The sequence below is a fragment of the Streptomyces sp. NPDC001480 genome, from assembly GCF_042894725.1.
In the GTDB taxonomy this organism is placed as follows: Bacteria; Actinomycetota; Actinomycetes; order Streptomycetales; family Streptomycetaceae; genus Streptomyces.
In genome coordinates this window covers 177,380-199,253 of sequence record NZ_JBIAVX010000007.1, presented here as the reverse complement: position 1 = coordinate 199,253, position 21,874 = coordinate 177,380, and the positions used below count along the sequence as shown (strand labels likewise).

Below are 21,874 nucleotides of genomic sequence, written 5' to 3'. Positions count from 1 at the left end.
AAGCGAGCCGCCGTGGCACGTCCGTACGCCGTGAGCCGTACGTGACCTGAGCCGCGCGTCGCGCACATGTTCTCCCCCGGTTCCATCGCCACCGCGAGAACCGTGCCGCGTCCCTGAACGAACGCACCCGTGCCCGGGCACATCCACGCCCGCGGCACTCGACAGTGACGGAAACCCACGTGATCACCACATCGGGCCTCACCAAGGTCTACCGATCCCGCGGCCGCGAGGTCACCGCCCTCGACGGCGTCGACCTGCACGTCCGCGAAGGCGAGGTGTACGGCGTCATCGGACAGTCCGGCGCCGGCAAGTCCTCGCTGATCCGCTGCGTCAACCTGCTGGAGCGTCCCACCGCCGGCACGGTCACCGTCGCCGGGCAGGACCTCACCGCTCTCGCCGGGCGCGGCCCGCGCGCCGGCAAGGAGCTGCGCCAGGCCCGCAGCCGGATCGGCATGGTCTTCCAGCACTTCAACCTGCTGTCCTCCAGGACCGTCCAGGACAACGTCGAGCTGCCGCTGGAGATCCTCGGCAAGTCGGGGAAGGAACGTTCCCGCAAGGCGCTGGAGCTGCTCGACCTGGTGGGCCTCGCCGACAAGGCCAAGGCCTACCCCGCCCAGCTCTCCGGCGGCCAGAAGCAGCGCGTCGGCATCGCCCGTGCCCTGGCCGGCGACCCCAAGGTGCTGCTGTCCGACGAGGCCACCAGCGCCCTCGACCCGGAGACCACCCGCTCGATCCTGGCGCTGCTGCGCGACCTCAACCGGCAGCTGGGCCTGACCGTCCTGCTCATCACCCACGAAATGGACGTCGTGAAGTCGATCTGCGACTCCGCCGCGCTCATGGAGAAGGGCCGTGTCGTCGAGTCCGGCACGGTCAGCGAACTCCTGGCCACCCCGGGCTCCGAACTCGCCGCGGCGCTGTTCCCGGTGGGCGGCGAGGCCGCCGGCGCCGACCGCACCGTCGTGGACGTCACCTTCCAGGGCGAGGCGGCCACCCAGCCGGTCGTCTCCCAGCTCGCGCGCACCTACAACATCGACATATCGATCCTCGGCGCCGCCATCGACACCGTCGGCGGCCTCCAGATCGGCCGGATGCGCATCGAACTGCCCGGCCGCTACGAGGACAACGTCGTGCCGATCGGCTTCCTGCGCGAGCAGGGACTCCAGATCGACGTCGTCGGCAACGAGGGCGATGAGCTCGCACTTGTGAAGGAAGGTGCCAAGTGACCTGGTCCGAGATGCAGCCCCTGCTGTCCCAGGCGTGTTGGGACACCCTCTACATGGTCGGCTGGTCCACGCTGATCGCCATCGTCGGCGGGCTTCCGCTCGGCATCCTGCTCGTCCTCACGGACCGGGGCGGACTGCTCCAGAACGTCGTCGCGAACAAGGTCATCGGCCAGATCGTGAACGTCGCCCGCTCCATGCCGTTCATCATCCTGATGGTCGCGCTGATGAACTTCACGCGCTCGATCACCGGAACGACCATCGGCCGTGAGGCAGCCATCGTGCCGCTCGCCATCGGCGCCATCCCCTTCTTCGCGCGCCTGGTCGAGACGGCTGTCCGGGAAGTGGACGGCGGGCTCGTCGAGGCCGTGCAGTCGATGGGCGGCAACACCTGGACGATCGTCCGCAAGGTGCTCGTACCGGAGTCCCTGCCCTCCCTGATCTCCAGCACCACCACCACGATCGTCGCGCTCATCGGTTACTCCGCCATGGCCGGCACCGTCGGCGCGGGCGGCCTCGGCGACATCGCCATCCGCTACGGCTACCAGCGCTTCGAGACCCAGATGATGTGGATCACCGTGGCGATCCTCGCCGTCGTCATCTCCCTCATCCAGTTCGCCGGCGACTACGCGGCCCGCTCCCTGCACCACCGGGGCGGCCGCTCCGGCCCCGCGCCGAAACTCCGCCTGCTGAAGGCCAAGGAGCCCGCGGCCGCCGACGTCAGCAAGGTCGCCTGAACACCCCCCCGAGACTCCCCGCACACCCACAGCGGGGTCGCACCACCATAGGAAAGGCACTTTTCGTGCGTAACACCGCCAAGATCACCACCGCCGTCCTCGCCGCCGGGGCCCTCACCTTCGGGCTGACCGCCTGCGGCTCGGGCGACTCCTCCGCCTCCGCCGGCGACTACAGCGGCCCGCTGGTCGTCGCCGCCAGCCCCACCCCGCACGCCGAGATCCTGAACTTCGTCAAGGACCACCTGGCGAAGAAGGCGGGCCTCGACCTCCAGGTCAAGGAGTTCCAGGACTACATCGTGCCGAACACGGCGACCGAGGACGGCTCGGTCGACGCCAACTACTTCCAGAACCAGCCCTACCTGGACGACTTCAACAAGAAGCGCGGCACCCACATCGTGCCCGTCGTCACGGTGCACCTGGAGCCGCTCGGCCTGTACTCCCACAAGGTCAAGAAGGCCGACGCGCTCAAGAGCGGTGCGACCATCGCCGTACCGAACGACGCCGTGAACGAGGCGCGCGCCCTGAAGCTGCTCGCCGCCAACGGGCTCATCACGCTCAAGGACGGCGCGGGCAACGAGGCGACCCCGCAGGACATCTCCAAGAACCCCAAGAACCTCAAGTTCAAGGAGGTCGAGGCGGCCCAGACGGCGCGCTCCCTGGACGATGTGGACGCCGCCGTCGTCAACGGCAACTACGCCATCTCCGCCGGGATCAAGCCCGCCAAGGAGGCCCTCGTCCTGGAGTCCGCGAAGAACAGCCCGTACGGCAACTTCCTCGCGGTGAAGAAGGGCAACGAGAAGGACCCGCGGGTGAAGAAGCTCGCCAAGCTCCTGACCTCGCCCGAGGTGAAGAAGTTCATTGAGGACAAGTACCAGGGTTCGGTCATCGCGTCGTTCTGATGCCATATCGCCACGCACGGGGTCCGCTCCCTCACACCGAGTGGACCCCGTTGTGCGGTTCGGTGCTTTCATGCTGCATGCTGGGCAGTTCAGCAGGTCCTGAAGGTTTTCCGAAGGTTACGGAGCGGCGCATGACGAGCACCTTCCCCAACATCTCCATCAGCACGGAGCGGTTGGTGCTGCGGCCCCTCGACGAGGACGACGTGGCCGCCCTGGCCGAGATGATGAACGACGAGCAGGTCGGGGCCTGGACCGATGTGCCCCAGCCCTACACCGAGGACCAGGCCCGCCGCTGGATCACCCGGTACGCCCCAGCCGAACGCGCCGCGGGGCGCGGCCTCGACCTCGCGGTCACCGAGTTCCTCACCCAGCGCCTGGTGGGCATCGTCCAGCTGGCCAAGACCAACTGGCACGTACGGTCCACCGAACTGTCGTACATCATCGCCCCCTGGGCCCGAGGCGAGGGCTACGCCTCCGAGGCCGCCCTCGCCACCGCCCAATGGCTGCTCGGAAACCAGAAGTTCGAGCGCATCGAACTGCGCACCGCCGCCGACAACACCGCGTCCCAGCAGGTCGCGCAGAAGATCGGCTGCATCAGCGAGGGAGTCCTGCGCAATGCCTGCATAGCCCACGTCCGCGCCGAGGACGGCACCTGGACCGACGTCCGCACCGACTTCATCGTGTGGAGCCTGCTCCCGGAGGACCTGGAGGGCGCGGGCGAACAGCTCGCCGACACCAGTGGTTTCACGTCATTCCCCGACTGGAACTGACGCGAACAGACCGGACGGGACCTACGGCGCCACCGCCCACTGCGCGCCCGACAACTCCACCAGGTACTCTCACGGGACCCGCCCGTGGGCACCCGTACGCTGACGACCTGCGAAAACCTGGAGACTGACGACGATGGCCGACCGGGTCACGGTGATCGGCTGGGACGGCTCGCCACTGACCGACGCGGCACGTTCCGCGCTCGGCGCCGCCTCCCTCGTGGCAGGCGCGGCCCACCACCTGGCGCTCCCCGAGGTCCCCCGCACCGCCGAGCGCGTACGCCTCGGCAGCGTGGCCCTGGCCGCCCGCCGCATCGCGGCCCACCGCGGCACCGCGGTCGTGCTCGCCGACGGCGATCCCGGCTTCTTCGGCGTCGTACGGACCCTGCGCGCACCGGAGTTCGGCCTGGAGGTCGAGGTCGTGCCCGCCGTCTCCTCCGTGGCCGCCGCCTTCGCCCGCGCGGGCATGCCCTGGGACGACGCCCAGGTGGTCGTCGCACACCGGCGCACCCTGCGACGCGCGGTGAACGTGTGCCGCGCCCACACCAAGGTCGCCGTCCTCACCTCACCCGGCGCCGGCCCCGCCGAACTCGGTCTGCTCCTGGAGGGCGTCCACCGCACCTTCGTCGTCTGCGAGGAACTGGGCACCGAACGCGAGCAGGTCTCGGTCGTCACCTCCGACAACGCCGCCGACCACACCTGGCGCGACCCGAACGTCGTCATCGTCATCGGCGGCCCGGCGGGTCCCGCCGCCCCTGGTGACAGCTGGATCGCCGGCCGGGGCCCGGGCGCCGGCCCACGAGGCTGGGTGCTGCCCGACGAGGCGTACGGCGGCGGACTCGGCGAGGGCGAGACGGATCTGCTCCGCGCCGCCCAACTCGCCCGCCTGGGGCCGCGCGTCGGCGACCTGGTGTGGGACATCGGCTGCGGCAGCGGCGCGTTCGCCACGGAGGCCGGGCGCGCCGGCGCCGCCGTCATCGCGGTCGACCGGAACCCGGAGGCCTGCGCCCGCACCGAGGCGGCCGCACGGCGCTTCGGGGTGCAGCTCCAGATCGTGCGCGGCACCGCCCCGCACGTCCTGGAGAACCTGCCCGAACCGGACGTGGTCCGCGTCGGCGGCGGGGGAGCGGCCGTGGTCTCCGCGGTCGCCGACCGCCGGCCGCAGCGCATCGTCACGCACGCCTCGACCCGCGACGCGGCCGAACTCGTCGGCCGGGACCTGACCGAGCACGGCTACCGGGTCGAGTGCGCCCTCATGCAGTCCGTCGAACTCGATACGAGGGCCTGGACGGAGACGGAACGGAGTGTCGCGTTCCTGCTCAGCGGGGTACTCCCCGAGCGCGCCCCGTGATCCGCTTGTCGTACCGCGCGCGGTAGGCTGGCCGATCGTTGTACCGCATCGGGTGGCCCGGACATTCGTTCGCCAATGTCCGGAAAACCCGCCCGGTTTGGGGTGGGTGTGGTACGGCAGAACCGGAGGACGCGCAACGTGGCGCAGTCCACAGCGGCCTGTCGCGGATCACGCTGTCACGACGGCGGCATGCCCGCGACAATAGCCACTGAATGGCTTTGTCGCCTTTTCCGGGCGGGCCGTTCGTGCCGCTGGGCACGCACGCTCGTTCTTCACTACGGGGCGGTCGGTGCGCCGTTCCCGGTGAGCTGGTCGTAGGAGCACTAACCGATGGGCGAGGGGTACGCATGACGGACACCGGCCAGGTCCCGGCCGAGGGACTGCCGGAGAGCGCAGGCATGGTGGAGCAGCCGGGCGTCCCCGCGCACGGCGCGTACACCTACCTCTCCGAGACCACCGCCGAGGACGAAGACCTGCTGCTGCCCGGTGCCCAGGGGGCGTGGGGCAACGAGGTGCCGCCGCCTCCCCCGGAGCCGGTCCTGGAGACCGTCCACCAGCCGGGCCCGCACGAGACGGACGGGCGCGACAGCGGCTCCGTCGACCTCGGCGGCGTCCGCCCGCTCGACCCGGGGCCCGTCTCCGTCCCGCCGTCCCCGATCCTCTCGGTGCCGCACGACCCCGCGGCGGCCCCGGCGGTCCCGCGACGCCCGCTGCACCTAGGGCCGCCGATCCCCGACGCCTCCGCCAGCCCGGTCCGCTCCCTGGCCGACCGCGGCCCCGCCGGTGCGCCGGTACGGCAGCCCGGGCCGGCGACCCCCGGCCCCGAGTACCTCGACGCGCAGCCGCTGCGCGACCTCGCTCCGCAGGGCGCGGTGCCGTGGGGCGCGGCGCAGGGGGCGCCCGGGGCACAGGTGAGCGCACCGGCCCCGGCTGCCGAAACGGTTATTCCGGCGCCCGAGCCTGCGACCGAGCAGGTGGCGCCCGAGCCGGCCACCAGCCCTGCCGACGCGGCCCAGGCCGCAGTGGCGCGGCTCGCCACGCAGGCCGCCATGGCGGGTGCCACGACGGAGGTCGCCGCTGCCGCCGTCCAGGCGGCGGCGCAGGAAGAGCAGGAAGCGGCCGCCGGGGTCGTCGCCCAGACCCCGGTCACGGCGCAGGACGTCCCGGGGCACGATCCGGCGTACGCCGTGGCCGAGGAGCACGGTGGTGAGACCGCCGTCGCCCCGGAGGCCGAGCAGGGCCCCGAGAGCGTCCCGGCCCCGGAAGGCGCGCAGGCCCCCGACGGCGTGCCGGACTCCGCGACCCCGGAGGCCCCGGAGACCGTGCTCGCCCCGCAGGCTGACCACGAGCCGCAGGCGGCCCAGGACCCGGAGGCCGTGCCGGGCCCGGAGGGCGCGGAGGCGTCCGGCGAGGCGGCCGTGGAGGTCCAGGAGGCCGTGCACGAGGAGCCCGCGCACGCCCCGGCGACCGCTCAGGCCCCGGCGGAGACGCAGATCCAGGAGGCTCAGGCCCAGTCCCCTGAGACCGAGCAGGCCGCCGGGGCCGGCGAGCCCGCCGAGGCCACCGAGCCCGCGGTCCAGCAGACCGCCGAGGCCCGCGAAGACGCCGACGTCGCGCAGACCGCCGACGGTCCCGGAGTCCCGGAGGATGTTCAGCCGCTCGACGGCACGGAGGCGCCCGAGGCGGGTCAGGTCCAGGCCGCTCCGTCGGCCGAGGAGGCCCCGCAGGCCCCCGCCGACATCCCGGAAGGCGAGCCCGCCACGGAACCGACCGCACCGACCGCACCGACGGAACCGACCGGGCCCACCGAGCCCGCCGCTGTTCCCGTCCCGGAGCCGGTGCGGGCCGAGTCCGTCCCGGCCGCTGCGGAGGCCGCACCGGCCGAGCCCACCGGCGCCGACATCCCCGCGCAGGTCCAAGGCCCGCAGCTCGGCCACCCCCAGGCCGGCGACCAGGCGCAGCCCGCCACACTCGTACCCGAGCAGCCGCAGGCCGTCCAGGCGGCGGAGCAGCAGCCCGACCGACTCCCGGACGCGCAGCCGCAGGAGGAGCCCCAGGCCCCGGAGCCGGGCACCCCCGACGCCGTCACCAGCGCCGAGGGCACCGCCCACGCCGAGGACGGGGCCGGCCCGGAGACGGCCCCCGCCCAGCCGGTGGCCGACCCCGCCGCCCCGCATGCCCAGGCGCCCGAACCCGTCGCCGAGCCCGTCGCCCCGGCCTCCGGCGACCCCGCCGCCGTGCCGCCCGGCAGCGTGCCGGCGCAGGCCCAGCCGGACCAGCCGCTGGGCCGGTTCGTGCCCGTGCAGGGCTCGGTGCCCACCACCCCGCACCTCGCCCCGACCCCGCCGCACCCCCTCGTCGTACCGCAGGACGGCCCGGCGGCCCCGGTGGAGCCCGTCGCCACGGTCCCCGCACCCCGAGAGGCCGACTCCGCGCCGGCCCACCCGGCCGGGGCGCCCGACCACGAAGTCGTACAGCACGCGGAGGACCTGGACACCAGGGCCGCCGACCAGGAAGAGAGCACGGCCGAAGTGGCAGAAGCACGACAGTCCACCGGCCCGGCCGCGCCCGGCTACGACGACGCCGAGCGTGAGGCCGTGCTCAGGGTGATGCGTGAGCGCCGCGACATCCGCAACGGCTTCCGGGGCGACCCGATCCCGCACGAGGTGCTGCTCCGCGTCCTGGAGGCGGCCCACACCGCGCCCTCCGTGGGCCACTCGCAGCCCTGGGACTTCGTCGTCATCCGGTCCGCCGAGACCCGGCGCAGCATGCACGAACTGGCCATGCGCCAGCGCGACGCCTACGCCAAGTCCCTCCCGAAGGGCCGGGCGAAGCAGTTCAAGGAACTGAAGATCGAGGCCATCCTCGACACGCCGGTGAACATCGTCGTCACCGCCGACCCGACCCGCGGCGGCCGCCACACCCTCGGCCGGCACACCCAGCCGCAGATGGCGCCGTACTCCGCGGCGCTCGCCGTCGAGAACCTCTGGCTCGCCGCCCGCGCCGAGGGCCTCGGCGTCGGCTGGGTCAGCTTCTTCGACGAGCGCGAGATGGTCCGCGCCCTCGGGCTGCCCGAGCACCTGGAGGTCATCGCCTACCTGTGCGTCGGGTACGTCGACGAGTTCCCGGACGAGCCCGAGCTGATGCAGGCCGGCTGGTCCAAGCGGCGCCCGCTGTCCTGGGTCGTGCACGAGGAGACGTACGGCCGTCGCGCGCTGCCCGGCGAGGACCCGCACGACCTGCTCGCCGAGACCGTCTCGCAGATCCGCCCGCTGGACGCCAAGGCGCTCGGCGAGGCCTGGGAGCGGCAGAAGCGCATGACCAAGCCGGCCGGTGCGCTCGGCATGCTGGAGATCATCTCCGCGCAGCTGTCCGGCCTGTCCCGACAGTGCCCGCCGCCGATCCCCGAGCCCGCCGCCGTGGCGATCTTCGCCGGTGACCACGGCGTGCACGCCCAGGGCGTCACCCCCTGGCCGCAGGAGGTCACCGCGCAGATGGTGGCGAACTTCCTCGGTGGGGGAGCGGTCTGCAACGCCTTCGCCGGCCAGGTGGGCGCCGAGGTCTGCGTCGTCGACGTCGGTGTGGCCGCCGACCTGCCCGCCACACCCGGCCTGCTGCCCCGCAAGGTCCGCGCGGGCACCTCGGACATGACCACCGGGCCCGCGATGACCCGCGAGGAGGCCAAGCAGGCCGTCGAGGTGGGCATCGAGACCGCCCGTGACCTCGTCGCGGCCGGCAACAAGGCGCTGCTCACCGGCGAGATGGGCATCGCGAACACCACCGCGTCCGCCGCGCTGATCTCCGTCTACACGGGCGCCGACCCGGCCGAGGTGACGGGCCGGGGCACCGGCATCAACGACGAGACGCTGGCCCGCAAGACCGAGGTGGTCCGCCGCGCCCTCGACCTGCACAAGCCGGACCCGGCCGACCCCATCGGCGTCCTCGCCGCGATCGGCGGCTTCGAGCACGCGGCCATGGTCGGTCTGCTGCTCGGCGGCGCCTCCCTGCGTACGCCGGTGATCCTGGACGGCGTCAGCGCCGGTGCCGCCGCGCTGGTCGCCCGCGCGATCGCCCCCGAGGTCCTCGCCGCCTGCATCGCGGGCCACCGCAGCGCCGAGCCCGGCCATGTGGCCGCCCTCAACAAGCTGGGCCTGCGCCCCCTGGTCGACCTCGACCTGCGGCTGGGCGAGGGCACGGGCGCGCTGCTCGCCCTGCCGCTGGTGCAGAGCACGGCACGGGCGATGCACGAGGTGGCGACGTTCGACTCGGCGGGGGTAACGGAGAAGTAGGGGGACCAAGCGGAGGTGGTCCGGTGTTCAGCTGCCGGACCACCCGCGCCGCATGACCCGCCCGCACCTTAAAATCCGCACGTCAGGGCCGCTCCGATGGCGCAGCGCCCACTGCACGCCCGTACGAGGAGCCGCAGCCTCATGGCCGAACACCCCGCCTACCCCGTAGGCCTCCGTCTCTCCGGCCGCCGCGTGGTCGTCCTCGGCGGCGGCCAGGTCGCCCAGCGCCGTCTGCCGGCCCTCATCGCGGCGGGCGCGGACATCCGCCTCGTCTCCCCAACGGCCACGCCTTCGGTCGAGGCCATGGCGGACGCGGGCGAGATCACCTGGGAGCGGCGCCCCTACGCCGACGGTGACCTCGCCGACGCCTGGTACGCCCTGATCGCCACCAGCGACCCCGAGGCCAACACCGCCGCCTCCGCCGAGGCGGAGCGCCACCGCGTCTGGTGCGTCCGCTCCGACGACGCCGACGCGGCGACCGCCTGGACCCCGGCCACCGGTCACAGCGAGGGCGTCACCGTCGCCGTGCTCACCACGGACGCCCGCGGCCGCGACCCCCGGCACACCGCCGCGATCCGCGACGCGGTCGTCGAGGGCCTGCGCGACGGCACCCTGGTCGCCCCGCACCACCGCACCCGCACCCCCGGCGTCGCCCTGGTCGGCGGCGGCCCCGGCGACCCGGACCTGATCACCGTGCGCGGCCGCCGTCTGCTCGCCGAGGCCGACGTCGTCATCGCCGACCGGCTCGGCCCGCGCGATCTGCTCGCCGAACTCCCGCCGCACGTCGAGGTGATCGACGCGGCGAAGATCCCGTACGGCCGTTTCATGGCCCAGGAGGCCATCAACAACGCGCTGATCGAGCACGCCAAGCAGGGCAAGTCCGTCGTCCGGCTCAAGGGCGGCGACCCCTACGTCTTCGGCCGGGGCATGGAGGAGGTCCAGGCGCTCGCCGAGGCCGGGATCACGTGCACGGTCGTGCCCGGCATCTCCAGCTCGATCTCGGTGCCGTCGGCGGCGGGCATCCCGGTCACCCACCGGGGGGTCGCGCACGAGTTCACGGTGGTCAGCGGCCATGTCGCCCCCGACGACGAGCGTTCCCTGGTCGACTGGCCGTCGCTCGCCAAGCTGACCGGCACCCTCGTGGTCCTGATGGGCGTCGACAAGATCGGGAAGATCGCCGAGACCCTCGTCGCCCACGGCAAGTCCCCCGAGACGCCCGTCGCCCTGGTCCAGGAAGGCACGACCGCCGCTCAACGCCGGGTGGACGCGACGCTCGCGACGGTCGCCGACACCGTCCGCGCGCAGGAGGTGAAGCCCCCGGCGGTCATCGTCATCGGCGAGGTCGTCGCCGTCGGCCCGGACCCCTCCACACCTCCTCCTGCGTAACCGCGGGTAACACAACCCGTTCCGAGCCGTTGGCACCACACCCAGGACAAGGCAGTATCACCCTGTGGCCGATCTCATCACCGTTGAGGACCCAGCCGACCCGCGCCTGCGCGACTACACGGGCCTGACCGACGTCGAACTGCGGCGCAGACGAGAACCGGCCGAGGGCCTGTTCATCGCCGAGGGCGAGAAGGTCATCCGGCGGGCCAAGGAAGCCGGCTACGAGATGCGCTCGATGCTGCTCTCGGCCAAGTGGGTCGACCTCATGCGCGACGTCATCGACGAGCTCCCCGCCCCCGTGTACGCGGTCAGCCCCGAACTCGCCGAACAGGTCACCGGCTACCACGTGCACCGCGGCGCCCTCGCCTCCATGCAGCGCCGGCCGCTGCCGACGGCGGCCGAACTGCTGCACGACGCGCGCCGGGTCGTGGTCATGGAAGCCGTGAACGACCACACCAACATCGGCGCGATCTTCCGCTCGGCCGCCGCCCTCGGCATGGACGCGGTGCTCCTCTCCCCGGACTGCGCCGACCCGCTGTACCGCCGCAGCGTGAAGGTCTCGATGGGCGCCGTCTTCTCCGTGCCGTACGCCCGCCTCGACACCTGGCCCAAGGGCCTCGACTCGGTCCGCGAGGCCGGCTTCACCCTCCTCGCGCTCACCCCCGACGAGAAGGCGAAGAGCCTCGACGAGGCGGCCCCGCACCGGATGGACCGCGTCGCCCTCATGCTCGGCGCCGAGGGCGACGGCCTGTCCACCCAGGCCCTGGTCGCCGCCGACGAATGGGTACGCATCCCCATGTCCCACGGCGTCGACTCCCTCAACGTGGGCGCGGCGGCCGCGGTCGCCTTCTACGCGGTGACCACCGGCCGCCCGAACGCGTAACCCGAGGGCGCGGCCCGCTCTTATCAGCCCGTCTGGGGGTGCCCCCCTCTGGGGGAGTTTGAGGACGAGGCCGTTCAGGCCGAAGCGGGGGTCCGGGGGGCGCAGCCCCCTGGCGGGGTCGAAGGGGCGGAGCCCCTACCCCACGGGATCCGTCGGCGGCAGCGCCCCACCCGCGCGCTCCGCGTGCACGACACCCCCCGCACCGCCCAGCCCATGCGCGGGCCCCTGACACCCCTGGGCCGCCGCGATGCCGAGCGCGACCAGCAACGTCACCACCACGAACACGAACAGCCGCTGCCGCAGCAACCGCGGGTTGGCGGGCCGCAGCCCGGTCCCCGTGGGCCGCTGCCGCTGCCCGGCCCCGCCGCGCGGAACGGGACGGCCCCCGCCGCCGGTCCGGGAGGTGTTGCGCGAGGCAGGCGTCGTCCGCGCGGAGCCCCCGGTCCGCGACGCGCCGCCCGTGCGTGCCGCGTCCGGCCGCGACGGCACACCACCGGACCGCGGCGCACCGCCACCGCGCGACGGCGTGGCGCCCCGCACGGGAGCCCCACCGCGCGGCGCCGGAGCGCCCGGCGAGGACTGCGGACGCCGCTGGACGCGCTGCGGATCCGGATAGGTCTCGGTGAGCCGCCCGGTGGGCCGGTCCGCCTCGGCGGCGCGCGGCGCGGGCGGCCGGACGTCGGCCAGGCCCTGGGCCTCGCGCGCCGCGATCTCCTTCAGCCGCAGCGACAGCTGGAGCGTGCTCGGCCGGTCCTCGGGGTCCTTCGCCAGACAGGCCCGGACGAGCGGCGCGAGCGCGTCCGGGACGCCGTGCAGGTGCGGCTCCTCGTGCACCACCCGGTACAGCATGACCTCGGAACTGCCGTGTCCGAAGGGGGAGTCACCGGCCGAGGCGTACGCCAGCGTCGCCCCGAGCGAGAACACGTCCGTGGCCGGGGTGACCGCGGCACCGCGCACCTGCTCGGGCGCGAGGAAGCCGGGGGAGCCGACCGCCGTGCCGACGTGGGTCAGCGTCGAGGCACCCGTGGACCAGGCGATGCCGAAGTCGATGATCCGCGGCCCCTTCGGGGACAGCAGGATGTTGGAGGGCTTCAGATCCCGGTGCACCACACCCGCCTCGTGCACGGCGACCAGTCCCTCGGACAGGGCGGCCCCGATCGAGGCGGCCTCCGCCGCGCCGAGCGGGCCCTCGTCGGCGACCTTGTCGTGCAGGGAGGGCCCGGGCACGTACTGCGTGGCGAACCACGGCCGGTCCGCCTCCAGGTCCGCCGCCACCAGCCGGGCCGTACACCCGCCCCTGATCCGCCGGGCCGCCGAGACCTCACGCGCGAACCGGGACCGGAACTCCTGGTCCTCCGCCAGATCCGGCCGGATGACCTTCAGGGCGACCCGCTGCCCCTTCTTGTCCGAGCCCAGATAGACAACGCCCATCCCGCCCGCGCCGAGCCGTCTGTGAAGCCTGAACGAGCCGACGACGCGCGGGTCCTCGCGCCTCAGGCGCATCATCGCCATGTTCATCCCCGCTGCCCGGTCCGTGTGACGTGGCACAGCTTACGTTTCCACGGCCCGCTGCGCGCAGAGGCCGCGCCCTCTCGCCTCGATGGATTGTCAGTGCCGGATGGGAGACTTGAAGAGTGGTCAGGGAGGCGTCGCGCTGTGCTCCCTTGGCCGCCCTGTGACCTCAACCATCCATCCCGGAAGGGGGATTGGACGCGTGAAGGGTGACCGCGTGGAGATAGTCGTGGACGCGGGGGACACGACACGGACGTACGAGGTGGTGGCCGGCCGGGCGGGCCGCCGTGTGGAGACGGCGGTACGACGGGGCGTGGTCGAAGTGAGCGAAGTCACGCGCAACGGAACGGTGGTCCGCACCGCCCGTTTCATGGCCAACCGGGTCCTGGCCCTGGTCGAGCAGCCGGTGCCGCGTGAGGACAGCTCGGAAAAGCGGGGGCACTCCGGGCGCCCCCTCAGGGAAGACCCCGAGACCTAGGACCGCTTCTCCACCCAGGGGAGTACGTCGCAGGTCATGGCTCATCCTCCGGGAGGCCCGTCATTCGGTACGAAGGCATGACGCCCGCCGCCGCCCGTCCGCCTAGATTTGAGGTCAAGCGGCGGGTGCAGCACTCGTCCCCCGAGGTCAAGACACCCGCCGCTGCCAACGACAACTGAAACGGTCAGGAGAGGGACCATGGCCCACACGGCTCCGCGGACGTTCATCCGCACACAGGCACGCACCGCGCGCTCCCGCCGTACCGGCCGTCGCCACCCCTTGGTGGCGACCGCGATGGTCCTCCCCCTGGCGGCCCTGCTCGTGTACGCCTTCGGCGGCTGGGAAGCAGTGGTCACACAGGCGTCGTCCGTGGGCGTGATGCTGGGGCGCTGAGCGGCGACCCCAGGCCCGGAAGAGCGGTCCGGGCGGGGACATCCACCCATGAAACCCCGTGGGGACGGGGGTGCGGCGGACGGCACAAATGCCGGCGCAGCTGGGGAGCTGCGCCGGCATTGCTGTGCCCGGCCTCTGAGCCACGCCCGACCGCAGCGGCGCCCCGTAACGCCGGGCTGCGAGCCCCGCCCAGCTGCGACCCCGGCCCGCGTGGCACCCGGGCCCACCGCACCCGCGTACCCTCGCCGAAACACCCACCCGCACCCGAAGGACCCCGTGACCGCAGACACCCTGCTGCCGCAGCTGACCGCGCACGCCGGAGCCGTCGCCCACCCCGACGGGGAGCCCTGCGGATGCGGCCCCGTGTCCGGCACCCTCGCCGACCGCCCCGACGCCACCGTCGTCCGCCACGCCGGCACCGTCGCGAAGGCACACGCCCCGGACACGGACCCCGCCGAGCTGACCCTGCGCCTCGAGACGGCCGCCCGCCTCGCGGACGTACTCCTCGCGCCGATCGCAAGGTCTCCCGTCACCGTCGACGACCGGCTGGTCACCTTCTGGCCGTACGGCACCCCCGTGGACCGGGACGACCCGGACGCCGCTCCCTGGGAAGCCGCCGCCACCCTCCTCGCCCGTCTGCACCGCGCGCCCGCCCCCGCCTCCACACCCCTGATGCGCGGCCCCGCCAAGGCCGTCCGTGCGCTGACCCGGCTGCGGCGGGCCCTGGCGGGCGAGGACCACCCCGCCGCGGGCCCCGTCCTGCGCGCCTGGGCCGCCCTGCCCGCCTGGGCCCGCGCCGAGGCACCCATGCCCGGCGCCGGCACCCTCTGCCACGGCGACCTCCACCTCGGCCAGCTCGTCCGCCACCCCGCCCCGGACGGCCCCTGGCGGCTCATCGACGTCGACGACCTCGGCGTGGGCGTCCCGGCCTGGGACCTGGCCCGACCCGCCGCCTGGTACGCCTGCGGGCTCCTCCCGCCCGACGAGTGGATGCGCTTCCTCACCGCCTACCGCACGGCGGGCGGCCCGGCCGTGCCCCCGGACGGCGACCCCTGGCCCGCCCTGGACGTCCCGGCCCGCGCCCTCACCGTCCAGACCGCCGCCCTGGCGATCACCAAGGCCCGCGCCGCGGACCGCCCCCTGGACGAGGTGGAGCGGTCCGTCGTCGACGCCTGCGCGCGGATGGGTTCCGTACCGCCCGAGTTGTCGCACGGATTCCCGAAGTAAGGTGCAACCGACCAGGGCCGCACGGAGTCTGTCCTGGGGAAACGCGAAGCAGGACCGACCGGCGAGGAGTTGAGCCGACCCATGCAGTGTCCCAAGTGCCATGCGCCGATGCACACGTACAACCGCAATGGCGTCCAGATCGAGCAGTGCAGCGGCTGCCGCGGCATCTTCCTCGACTACGGCGAGCTGGAGGCCCTGACCCGCCTCGAGTCCCAGTGGTCCCAGCCCGCTCCGCCGCCCCCGGCCGCCCCGCAGGCCTACCCGGCCCCGCCGGCTCCCGCCTGGGGCGCCCCGCACGGCGGGGGTCACGGCGGCGGCCACTACGGCGGACACGGCGGTCACCACCGTCACAAGAGCTTCGGCCACATGCTGTTCTCCAGCTGAGCCCAAGGGCCCTCTGGGTCCTCTGGGCCCACCGGACGCACGACAGAGCCCCCGGCCGTACGAGACGGCCGGGGGCTCCGGTGTGCGTGGACGATACTGGGATTGAACCAGTGACCTCTTCCGTGTCAGGGAAGCGCTCTCCCGCTGAGCTAATCGTCCGGGGGGTGCTGCGTGCGCGATACTGGGATTGAACCAGTGACCTCTTCCGTGTCAGGGAAGCGCTCTCCCGCTGAGCTAATCGCGCTGGGGCGGATCTCGCCGTAGGTGCTGGAAGATCCAGTGGACGATACTGGGATTGAACCAGTGACCTCTTCCGTGTCAGGGAAGCGCTCTCCCGCTGAGCTAATCGTCCTTGGAGGTGGAGACGGGATTTGAACCCGTGTAGACGGCTTTGCAGGCCGTTGCCTCGCCTCTCGGCCACTCCACCAGGAGTGTAAGGGGACCGGGAAGACCCCTCTCCTTCGAGCGGACGACGAGGCTCGAACTCGCGACCTCAACCTTGGCAAGGTTGCGCTCTACCAACTGAGCTACGTCCGCCTGTCCTTCCGGACCGCTTCCGCGTCCCGGCGACGTGTTGAACTCTAGCGGATTCCCGGGCCAGTACAAAAACGCGTTTGCGCAGCGTGCTGCGCTGCGCCCGGCGGGTGCCGTGGTCAGGGCACCCGCGAGGACACGCCCGGGTCACCCGTACGACACCCGCCATAGACTCGGCTGCGTGCTCCACCTGCCTCCTATCGCCCGTTTCGGCGACCGTCTCGCCACCGGCCTCCTCGACGTCACCAGTGATCCGGCGGCCCTGGACTCCACCGGTTTCTGGGCCGTCTGCGCCGACTTCGAGGGCCGTCTGACCTGCGCCCGCTTCGCGGACGTACGCGAACAGCCCGTGCCGGCTCCGGTGCCGGGGAGGTGGCGGGGCCCCGCCGTGGGCGCCTGGACGTCGTCGCTCGACCGCGCCGCCTACACGGAGGCGGTACGCCGGATACGCGCGTACATCGCGGCGGGTGAGGTGTACCAGGCCAACCTCTGCCGCGTCCTCACCGCGCCCGTCGCGCCCGACGCCGACGTGGACGCCCTGACCGCCCTGCTGGCACGCGGCAACCCGGCACCGTACGCAGGAACGATTCGGCTGCCCGGGCACGGCGTCGAGATAGCCACCGCCTCGCCCGAACTGTTCCTGCGCCGCCACGGGCGGACCGTGGACTCCGGACCGATCAAGGGCACCGGGCGCACCGAGGCCGACCTCCTGGAGAAGGACTACGCCGAGAACGTGATGATCGTGGACCTGGTCCGCAACGACATCGGGCGTGTCTGCGCCACCGGCAGCGTCACCGTCCCCGACCTGTGCGCCGTGGAGAAACACCCCGGCCTGGTCCACCTCGTCTCCACGGTCCGCGGCGAGCTGCGCGACGGAGCCGGCTGGCCGGAGCTGCTCGACGCCGCCTTCCCGCCCGGCTCGGTCACCGGCGCGCCCAAGTCGAGCGCCCTGAGGATCATCGAGGCCCTGGAGACGGCACCCCGCGGCCCCTACTGCGGCGGCATCGGCTGGGTCGACGCCGACCGGGGCGTCGGGGAGCTGGCCGTGGGCATCCGCACCTTCTGGATCGACCGCGCGGAGGGTGTCCTGAGATTCGGCACCGGCGCCGGCATCACCTGGGGTTCCGACCCCGAGGGGGAGTGGCGGGAGACCGAGCTCAAGGCCTCCCGGCTGCTCGCGGTAGCGTCGGGGGCGTACGAGGAGAGTGGAGGGGCTGTTTCATGAGGATCTGGCTGGACGGCGGATTGCAGGACGTCGAGACCGCCCGGGTCTCCGTCTTCGACCACGGGCTGACCGTGGGCGACGGCATCTTCGAGACGGTGAAGGCGGTCCGCGGCGAGCCCTTCGCGCTCACCCGGCACCTCGACCGGCTGACCCGCTCGGCCCGGGGCCTGGGCCTGCCCGACCCCGACCACGACGAGATCCGCCGGGCCTGCGCGGCCGTCCTCGAGGCCAACCCGATGCCGCTCGGCAGGCTGCGCATCACCTACACCGGGGGCCACGGCCCGCTCGGCTCCGACCGCGGCGAGCACGGCCCGACCCTGGTGGTCGCCCTCGGCGAGACCGCCCGCCGCGCCGACTCCACCGCCGTGATCACCGTCCCCTGGACCCGCAACGAGCGGGGCGCCCTCACCGGCCTGAAGACCACCTCGTACGCCGAGAACGTCGTCGCCCTGGCCCGCGCCCACGAACAGGGCGCCACCGAGGCGCTGTTCGCCAACACGGTCGGCCGGCTGTGCGAGGGCACGGGCTCCAACGTCTTCGTCGTCCTGGACGGCGAGATCCACACCCCGCCGCTCGCCTCCGGCTGCCTCGCCGGCATCACCCGTGCCCTGACCGTGGAGTGGACCGGCGCGAAGGAGACCGACCTGCCGCTGGACGTCCTGGAACGGGCCGACGAGGTCTTCCTCACGTCCACGCTGCGGGACGTACAGGCCGTGCACCGGGTCGACGGCCGGGAACTGCCCGGCGCCCCCGGTCCGGTGACCGCCAAGGCGATGCGGATCTTCGAGGAGCGGGCGGGGAACGACCTCGATCCCTGACGGGCGCGAACATCCGGCTGATCCCTCGCCGTGGTCCGGGTAGAACAGGTGTGATGACCACGACCCTGCGGCCGACCGAGCCGCTCCAGCGCGCCGCCGACGGGGCGTTGTCCCGCCGCTTTCGTGTGTGCGTGAACAGCCGCCCCGTCGGCGGGCTGCGCCTGTGCACACACCCCACTTTTCCCTCGGTGGCCCAGATCCACGACCTGAGCGTCGACGAACCGGACCGCCGGCGCGGCCGGGGCACGGTGGCCGCGCTGGCCGCCGAGGAGGTGGCGCGCGGCTGGGGCTGCGGGCAGATCGAGATGACGGTGCCCGCCGACGCCGAGGCCGCGCTGCGGCTGGCCACGGTGCTCGGCTACGTCCACCGCAACCGCGGCATGGTCAAGCCGCTCGGCGACACCCCGCCGGAGCTGCCCGCGGGCAGCCGGAGCAGGCCGATGACCGAGGCCGAGTACGGGCCGTGGCACGAGCACGGCGAGGTGGGCTACATCCACGACTGGACCAGCCGCGGTGTGCCCGAGGACGAGGCCGTGGCCAAGGCGCGCGCCGACTACGCGCGACTGCTGCCGGACGGGCTCGCGACCGAGGCCATGGTGCTGAGCGTTCTGGAACACGAGGGCACCAGGGTCGGCACCCTGTGGCTGTCGGTGTCCAGGGAGACCGCCTTCGTCTGCGACGTCGAGACGGACGAGGCCGCCCGCGGCCGGGGCCACGGACGCACCCTGATGCTGCTGGCGGAACGGCAGTCGGTGGCCGCCGGCCGACGCGCCCTCGGCCTCAACGTGTTCGCCGGCAACACACCGGCCGAGCGGCTGTACGACTCGCTCGGTTACCTGCCGGTGAGCCACACGCTGTACAAGCCCCTGCTCTGAGGTCAGGCCCCGCCGGCCAGCAACCGGTCCGCGATCTCCTCGACGCGCTCGCGCAGCCCCTCCTGGCTCTTGCCGCCGTCGAGGCGCTCGCCGCCGATGACGTAGGTCGGGGTGCCCGTGACACCGATGGCCTTGCCCTCGGCCTGGTCGGCGTCGACGATCAGGATGTGCCGGCCGTCGATCAGCGCGGTGTCGAACTCCTCGGCGTCCAGCCCCAGTTCCCGGGCGACCTCGACCAGGAAGGGTTCGCCCTCACGGTCCAGCTCGGCCACCCGGCCGAGGACGGCCTCGACGTACTCCCAGCCCCGCCCCTGCTCCAGCGCCTCCTCCGCGGCCTGGGCGGCGGCGAAGGCGTGCTTGTGCTTCTCCAGCGGGAAGTGCCGCAGCCGCAGCTCCAGCCGGTCGCCGTAGCGGGCGCGCAGGGCGCGCAGGTCGTCGAGGGCGCTGCGGCAGTCCGGGCACTGGAGTTCGCACCAGACGTCCAGCACGGGCACGGCGGTGCCGACGGGGGAGGAGTCGCTCATGCCACCAGTCTCCCAGGCCGGACCCCACCGACCCAATCCTGGGCCGGACCGGCCGGACCGGCCCCAAGGAGGAGGCGACCCGGAGATGTCCCTGATGTCGGGCCGGGGCATGGCCCCGCGGGTCCGCGACGGTGCACGATAGAGGTGCAGAGGGACGTGGTGCCCCGGTGGCGCCGTGCCGCGGTGACCGGCACGTTCCCCGCGCCCGCCCCGCCCGACCCAGCCGCCTGGAGGACCGGATGATCGCCGAGACAGTCTGTTCCGCCGTGTCCGCGGCCGGCCTGGGCATCGCGGCGGTCACGGCCTACCGCAGGCGCTTCCTGGCCGCGGCCCGGATCGCCGCGTACTCGCTCGTGCCGGTGGGGCTGGTGATGACCGGCATCGTCGGCTGGCTGGCCGACACCGCGTTCAGCCCGACCGCATGGGCGGGCTTCGTGGTGCTGGGCGTGGCCTGGGCCCTGTTCGCGACGACCCGGGCCGTGGAGCGCCGGCGCGGGGGCACCCGGGCCGAGCGCAAGGCGGCCGGGGCCGCCGGCCGCGAGGCGGCGGTCGCGCCGAAGGCTTCGGAGCCCTCCCTCGGCCCAGCCACGCGTCCGGCCGCCCCTCCCGCCACGGCACCCCGCGCCGGCGGCACCGCCGACGACTTCAGCGACATCGAGGCCATCCTCAAGAAGCACGGCATATGACCCGGCACTGGAGCCCCTGAGGGAACAAAGATCGTCTCCGGCCCGCCCGAAAACGATCACCGCCCAGCCGGAAGTGAACCGGAGATCAAGGATTTCGGCGAACTCCTGTTCATTCCGGGTGTGTTGATCGCGTACGGGGCGCCCCGTGGTCCATCATCGCCGCGAGATGCTGGACACGTCAGAGAGCGAGGCCGCGCCGCCGAAGGACGAGCCGCGCGGGTGCCTCTTCGCCCTTTCCCAGCCACCGCTGATGATCTTCCTTGCGGTGATCGGGTGTCTGCTCCTCATGGCTGCGCTGCACGATCTGCTGTTGCTGTGAGCCGTACACGCCCGTCCCCGGCGTCACCCGCCGGGGGCGGCGTCGACATCGACCGCGCCGGCACCGGACCGCGCCGGCACCGGACCGCGCCGGCACCGGACCGTGCCGGAGCTCAGCCCGTCGCCTCTTTCCGCCGGGCCCGGTAGGCGGCCACATGCAGCCGGTTCCCGCAGGTACGGCTGTCGCAGTAGCGGCGCGAGCGGTTGCGGGAGAGATCGACGAAGGCCCGCCGGCAGTCGGGCGCCTCGCAGCGCCGCAGCCGCTCCTGCTCCCCGGCCACCACGAAGAAGGCGAGCGCCATCCCGCAGTCCGCGGCGAGATGGTCGGCCATGGAGGCGCCGGGGGCGAAGTAGTGCACATGCCAGTCGTAGCCGTCGTGATCGGTCAGCCGGGGAGTGGTGCCCGCGGCGGCGACCAGATCGTTGATCATCCCGGCGGCCTTGCGGGCGTCCGGTGCGGCGAAGATGCCCGCGAACCGCCCGCGGACCTTGCGTACCGCGGAGAGGTCGAACTCCGAGAGCACCCCCACATCGCTGATCTCGTGCTTCCGTACGAAATCCGCCAGAGCCGCGACGTCCGGCAGCCCGTCCGCCGCCGAGTCGTCCTCCGGCGCGGTGTTCACCAGAGCCACCACGGTGTCGAGGGCGCACCGGGTGTCGTGGGTGATCAGCACGTTTCGCTCCCTGCCTGGGGGGTCGGGCGGACGCCCGCCGATGCTGGCCGATGGTAGCGACACTGCCGAAGGAACGGCTGCGCGCCCGCAGAGGTTCCCGTCATGCCCGCGGGACGGACGAGCGCGCACACCGACACCGCCCCCGTGAACACGCACGGTGACGGCGCCGGTCATGCCGTATGCGGTTGTCCTGGCCCGAGAGCCGACCGAACCGTCTCCCCGAGTGGACGGTGCCGGCCGGCTTCGACCCGCGACCTAGCTTTCCGCCAGGATGTGCGAGAGCTCCTGATCCAGATCGAAGTGCCGGTGTTCCGTGCCGGGCGGCACGGCCGCGTCCGTCCGCTTCAGGAAGGACTCCAGGGCCCGCGCCGGGGCCTCGAGCAGGGCCTCCCCCTCCGGGGAGCTCAGGGCGATGCACACGACGCCCTGACCATGGCTCCGGGACGGCCAGACACGGACGTCGCCGGTGCCCGTGGGACGGTGAAGCCCCTCGGCGAGGAGGTCGCGGGCGAACACCCACTCGACGGTCTCCTCGGCTCCGGTGTGGAAGGTGGCGTGCACGGCGTAGGGGTCGGCCGTGTCGTACCGCAGGCCTGCGGGGACAGGCAGGGAGGACTCGCTCGACACAACGAGGCGCAGGTGCAGCTCGCAGCTGACCGTGGTGTTCATAAGCGCCAGGGCCTTTCGCTCAGTG

Annotated in this window: 21 protein-coding genes and 5 tRNA genes; 17 read left to right on the top strand and 9 right to left on the bottom strand. The window is 73.1% G+C overall.

Annotated elements, in window-relative coordinates; all coding sequences use genetic code 11:
• The first annotated feature begins 179 nt into the window (after nt 1–179).
• The 8 genes from ACFY01_RS19055 to ACFY01_RS19020 all read left to right on the top strand — a co-directional run bounded on the left by ACFY01_RS19055 (nt 180) and on the right by ACFY01_RS19020 (nt 11,532).
• The gene (locus ACFY01_RS19055; protein WP_390736870.1) at nt 180–1,223 is read left to right on the top strand and encodes a methionine ABC transporter ATP-binding protein; all 1,044 of its coding nucleotides are present in this window, start codon (nt 180–182) and stop codon (nt 1,221–1,223) included.
• Nucleotides 1,220–1,957 (top strand): methionine ABC transporter permease, encoded by a 738-nt coding sequence (locus ACFY01_RS19050; RefSeq protein ID WP_390736869.1) that lies wholly within the window; start codon nt 1,220–1,222, stop codon nt 1,955–1,957. Before ACFY01_RS19055 ends, ACFY01_RS19050 begins: the two co-directional genes overlap by 4 nt.
• Before the next feature lie 65 nt (nt 1,958–2,022).
• Entirely contained in the window at nt 2,023–2,856 is an 834-nt protein-coding gene (locus tag ACFY01_RS19045; RefSeq protein WP_390736868.1) for a MetQ/NlpA family ABC transporter substrate-binding protein, read from the top strand.
• A gap of 131 nt (nt 2,857–2,987) precedes the next feature.
• Entirely contained in the window at nt 2,988–3,626 is a 639-nt protein-coding gene (locus tag ACFY01_RS19040) for a GNAT family N-acetyltransferase (protein WP_390736867.1), read from the top strand.
• Between the two features lie 133 nt (nt 3,627–3,759).
• Entirely contained in the window at nt 3,760–4,974 is a 1,215-nt protein-coding gene (gene cbiE / locus ACFY01_RS19035) for a precorrin-6y C5,15-methyltransferase (decarboxylating) subunit CbiE (RefSeq protein WP_390736866.1), read from the top strand.
• Nucleotides 4,975–5,321: 347 nt separating this feature from the next.
• Entirely contained in the window at nt 5,322–9,263 is a 3,942-nt protein-coding gene (gene cobT, locus ACFY01_RS19030) for a nicotinate-nucleotide--dimethylbenzimidazole phosphoribosyltransferase (protein WP_390736865.1), read from the top strand.
• A 141-nt stretch (nt 9,264–9,404) separates the two neighbouring features.
• The gene (cobA, locus tag ACFY01_RS19025) at nt 9,405–10,649 is read left to right on the top strand and encodes a uroporphyrinogen-III C-methyltransferase (RefSeq protein WP_390736864.1); all 1,245 of its coding nucleotides are present in this window, start codon (nt 9,405–9,407) and stop codon (nt 10,647–10,649) included.
• A gap of 64 nt (nt 10,650–10,713) precedes the next feature.
• Complete coding sequence (locus ACFY01_RS19020; RefSeq protein WP_390736863.1) at nt 10,714–11,532, top strand: TrmH family RNA methyltransferase; 819 nt, start codon at nt 10,714–10,716, stop codon at nt 11,530–11,532.
• Nucleotides 11,533–11,667: 135 nt separating this feature from the next.
• On the opposite strand, the gene ACFY01_RS19015 is transcribed toward ACFY01_RS19020, so the two are convergent.
• Entirely contained in the window at nt 11,668–13,050 is a 1,383-nt protein-coding gene (locus tag ACFY01_RS19015; protein ID WP_390736862.1) for a serine/threonine-protein kinase, read from the bottom strand.
• 196 nt (nt 13,051–13,246) lie between these two features.
• On the opposite strand from ACFY01_RS19015, the gene ACFY01_RS19010 reads away from it, so the two are divergent.
• The 4 genes from ACFY01_RS19010 to ACFY01_RS18995 all read left to right on the top strand — a co-directional run bounded on the left by ACFY01_RS19010 (nt 13,247) and on the right by ACFY01_RS18995 (nt 15,526).
• A complete protein-coding gene (locus tag ACFY01_RS19010; RefSeq protein WP_132853645.1) occupies nt 13,247–13,522 on the top strand; it encodes a hypothetical protein in 276 nt (91 codons plus the stop codon).
• 198 nt (nt 13,523–13,720) lie between these two features.
• Nucleotides 13,721–13,915, top strand: coding sequence for a hypothetical protein (locus ACFY01_RS19005; RefSeq protein WP_361441009.1), 195 nt, complete (start codon nt 13,721–13,723; stop codon nt 13,913–13,915).
• A gap of 276 nt (nt 13,916–14,191) precedes the next feature.
• Nucleotides 14,192–15,142 carry a phosphotransferase family protein gene (locus tag ACFY01_RS19000; RefSeq protein WP_390736861.1) on the top strand — a complete coding sequence of 317 codons (951 nt, stop codon included), beginning with the start codon at nt 14,192–14,194 and terminating at the stop codon, nt 15,140–15,142.
• Between the two features lie 81 nt (nt 15,143–15,223).
• Nucleotides 15,224–15,526 carry a zf-TFIIB domain-containing protein gene (locus ACFY01_RS18995; RefSeq protein ID WP_390736860.1) on the top strand — a complete coding sequence of 101 codons (303 nt, stop codon included), beginning with the start codon at nt 15,224–15,226 and terminating at the stop codon, nt 15,524–15,526.
• Between the two features lie 87 nt (nt 15,527–15,613).
• On the opposite strand, the gene ACFY01_RS18990 is transcribed toward ACFY01_RS18995, so the two are convergent.
• The 5 genes from ACFY01_RS18990 to ACFY01_RS18970 form a co-directional block, all read right to left on the bottom strand.
• A tRNA-Val gene (locus ACFY01_RS18990) sits at nt 15,614–15,685 on the bottom strand.
• Between the two features lie 13 nt (nt 15,686–15,698).
• Nucleotides 15,699–15,770 (bottom strand) — tRNA-Val (locus ACFY01_RS18985).
• A gap of 36 nt (nt 15,771–15,806) precedes the next feature.
• Nucleotides 15,807–15,878, bottom strand: a tRNA-Val gene (locus ACFY01_RS18980).
• A 1-nt stretch (nt 15,879) separates the two neighbouring features.
• Nucleotides 15,880–15,953, bottom strand: a tRNA-Cys gene (locus ACFY01_RS18975).
• Nucleotides 15,954–15,990: 37 nt separating this feature from the next.
• Nucleotides 15,991–16,063, bottom strand: a tRNA-Gly gene (locus tag ACFY01_RS18970).
• Nucleotides 16,064–16,241: 178 nt separating this feature from the next.
• On the opposite strand from ACFY01_RS18970, the gene ACFY01_RS18965 reads away from it, so the two are divergent.
• From ACFY01_RS18965 to ACFY01_RS18955, 3 genes are read left to right on the top strand one after another with little or no spacing between them, the layout of a single operon-like run.
• Entirely contained in the window at nt 16,242–17,285 is a 1,044-nt protein-coding gene (locus tag ACFY01_RS18965; protein WP_390736859.1) for a chorismate-binding protein, read from the top strand.
• Nucleotides 17,282–18,103, top strand: coding sequence for an aminotransferase class IV (locus tag ACFY01_RS18960; protein WP_390736858.1), 822 nt, complete (start codon nt 17,282–17,284; stop codon nt 18,101–18,103). Before ACFY01_RS18965 ends, ACFY01_RS18960 begins: the two co-directional genes overlap by 4 nt.
• Before the next feature lie 53 nt (nt 18,104–18,156).
• Entirely contained in the window at nt 18,157–18,978 is an 822-nt protein-coding gene (locus ACFY01_RS18955) for a GNAT family N-acetyltransferase (protein WP_390736857.1), read from the top strand.
• A 2-nt stretch (nt 18,979–18,980) separates the two neighbouring features.
• Here the strand turns inward: ACFY01_RS18955 and ACFY01_RS18950 are convergent, their stop codons facing one another.
• Nucleotides 18,981–19,502, bottom strand: coding sequence for a DsbA family protein (locus tag ACFY01_RS18950; RefSeq protein ID WP_390736856.1), 522 nt, complete (start codon nt 19,500–19,502; stop codon nt 18,981–18,983).
• Between the two features lie 239 nt (nt 19,503–19,741).
• Here ACFY01_RS18950 and ACFY01_RS18945 point away from each other — a divergent pair, with 239 nt between their 5' ends.
• Nucleotides 19,742–20,188, top strand: coding sequence for a hypothetical protein (locus tag ACFY01_RS18945; protein WP_390736855.1), 447 nt, complete (start codon nt 19,742–19,744; stop codon nt 20,186–20,188).
• A gap of 166 nt (nt 20,189–20,354) precedes the next feature.
• Nucleotides 20,355–20,507, top strand: coding sequence for a hypothetical protein (locus ACFY01_RS18940; RefSeq protein WP_167747935.1), 153 nt, complete (start codon nt 20,355–20,357; stop codon nt 20,505–20,507).
• A 112-nt stretch (nt 20,508–20,619) separates the two neighbouring features.
• Here ACFY01_RS18940 and ACFY01_RS18935 read toward each other — a convergent pair whose 3' ends face one another.
• Nucleotides 20,620–21,180, bottom strand: coding sequence for a CGNR zinc finger domain-containing protein (locus tag ACFY01_RS18935; RefSeq protein ID WP_390736854.1), 561 nt, complete (start codon nt 21,178–21,180; stop codon nt 20,620–20,622).
• A 255-nt stretch (nt 21,181–21,435) separates the two neighbouring features.
• Nucleotides 21,436–21,849 (bottom strand): SsgA family sporulation/cell division regulator, encoded by a 414-nt coding sequence (locus tag ACFY01_RS18930; RefSeq protein WP_004002642.1) that lies wholly within the window; start codon nt 21,847–21,849, stop codon nt 21,436–21,438.
• Between the last annotated feature and the right edge of the window lie 25 nt (nt 21,850–21,874).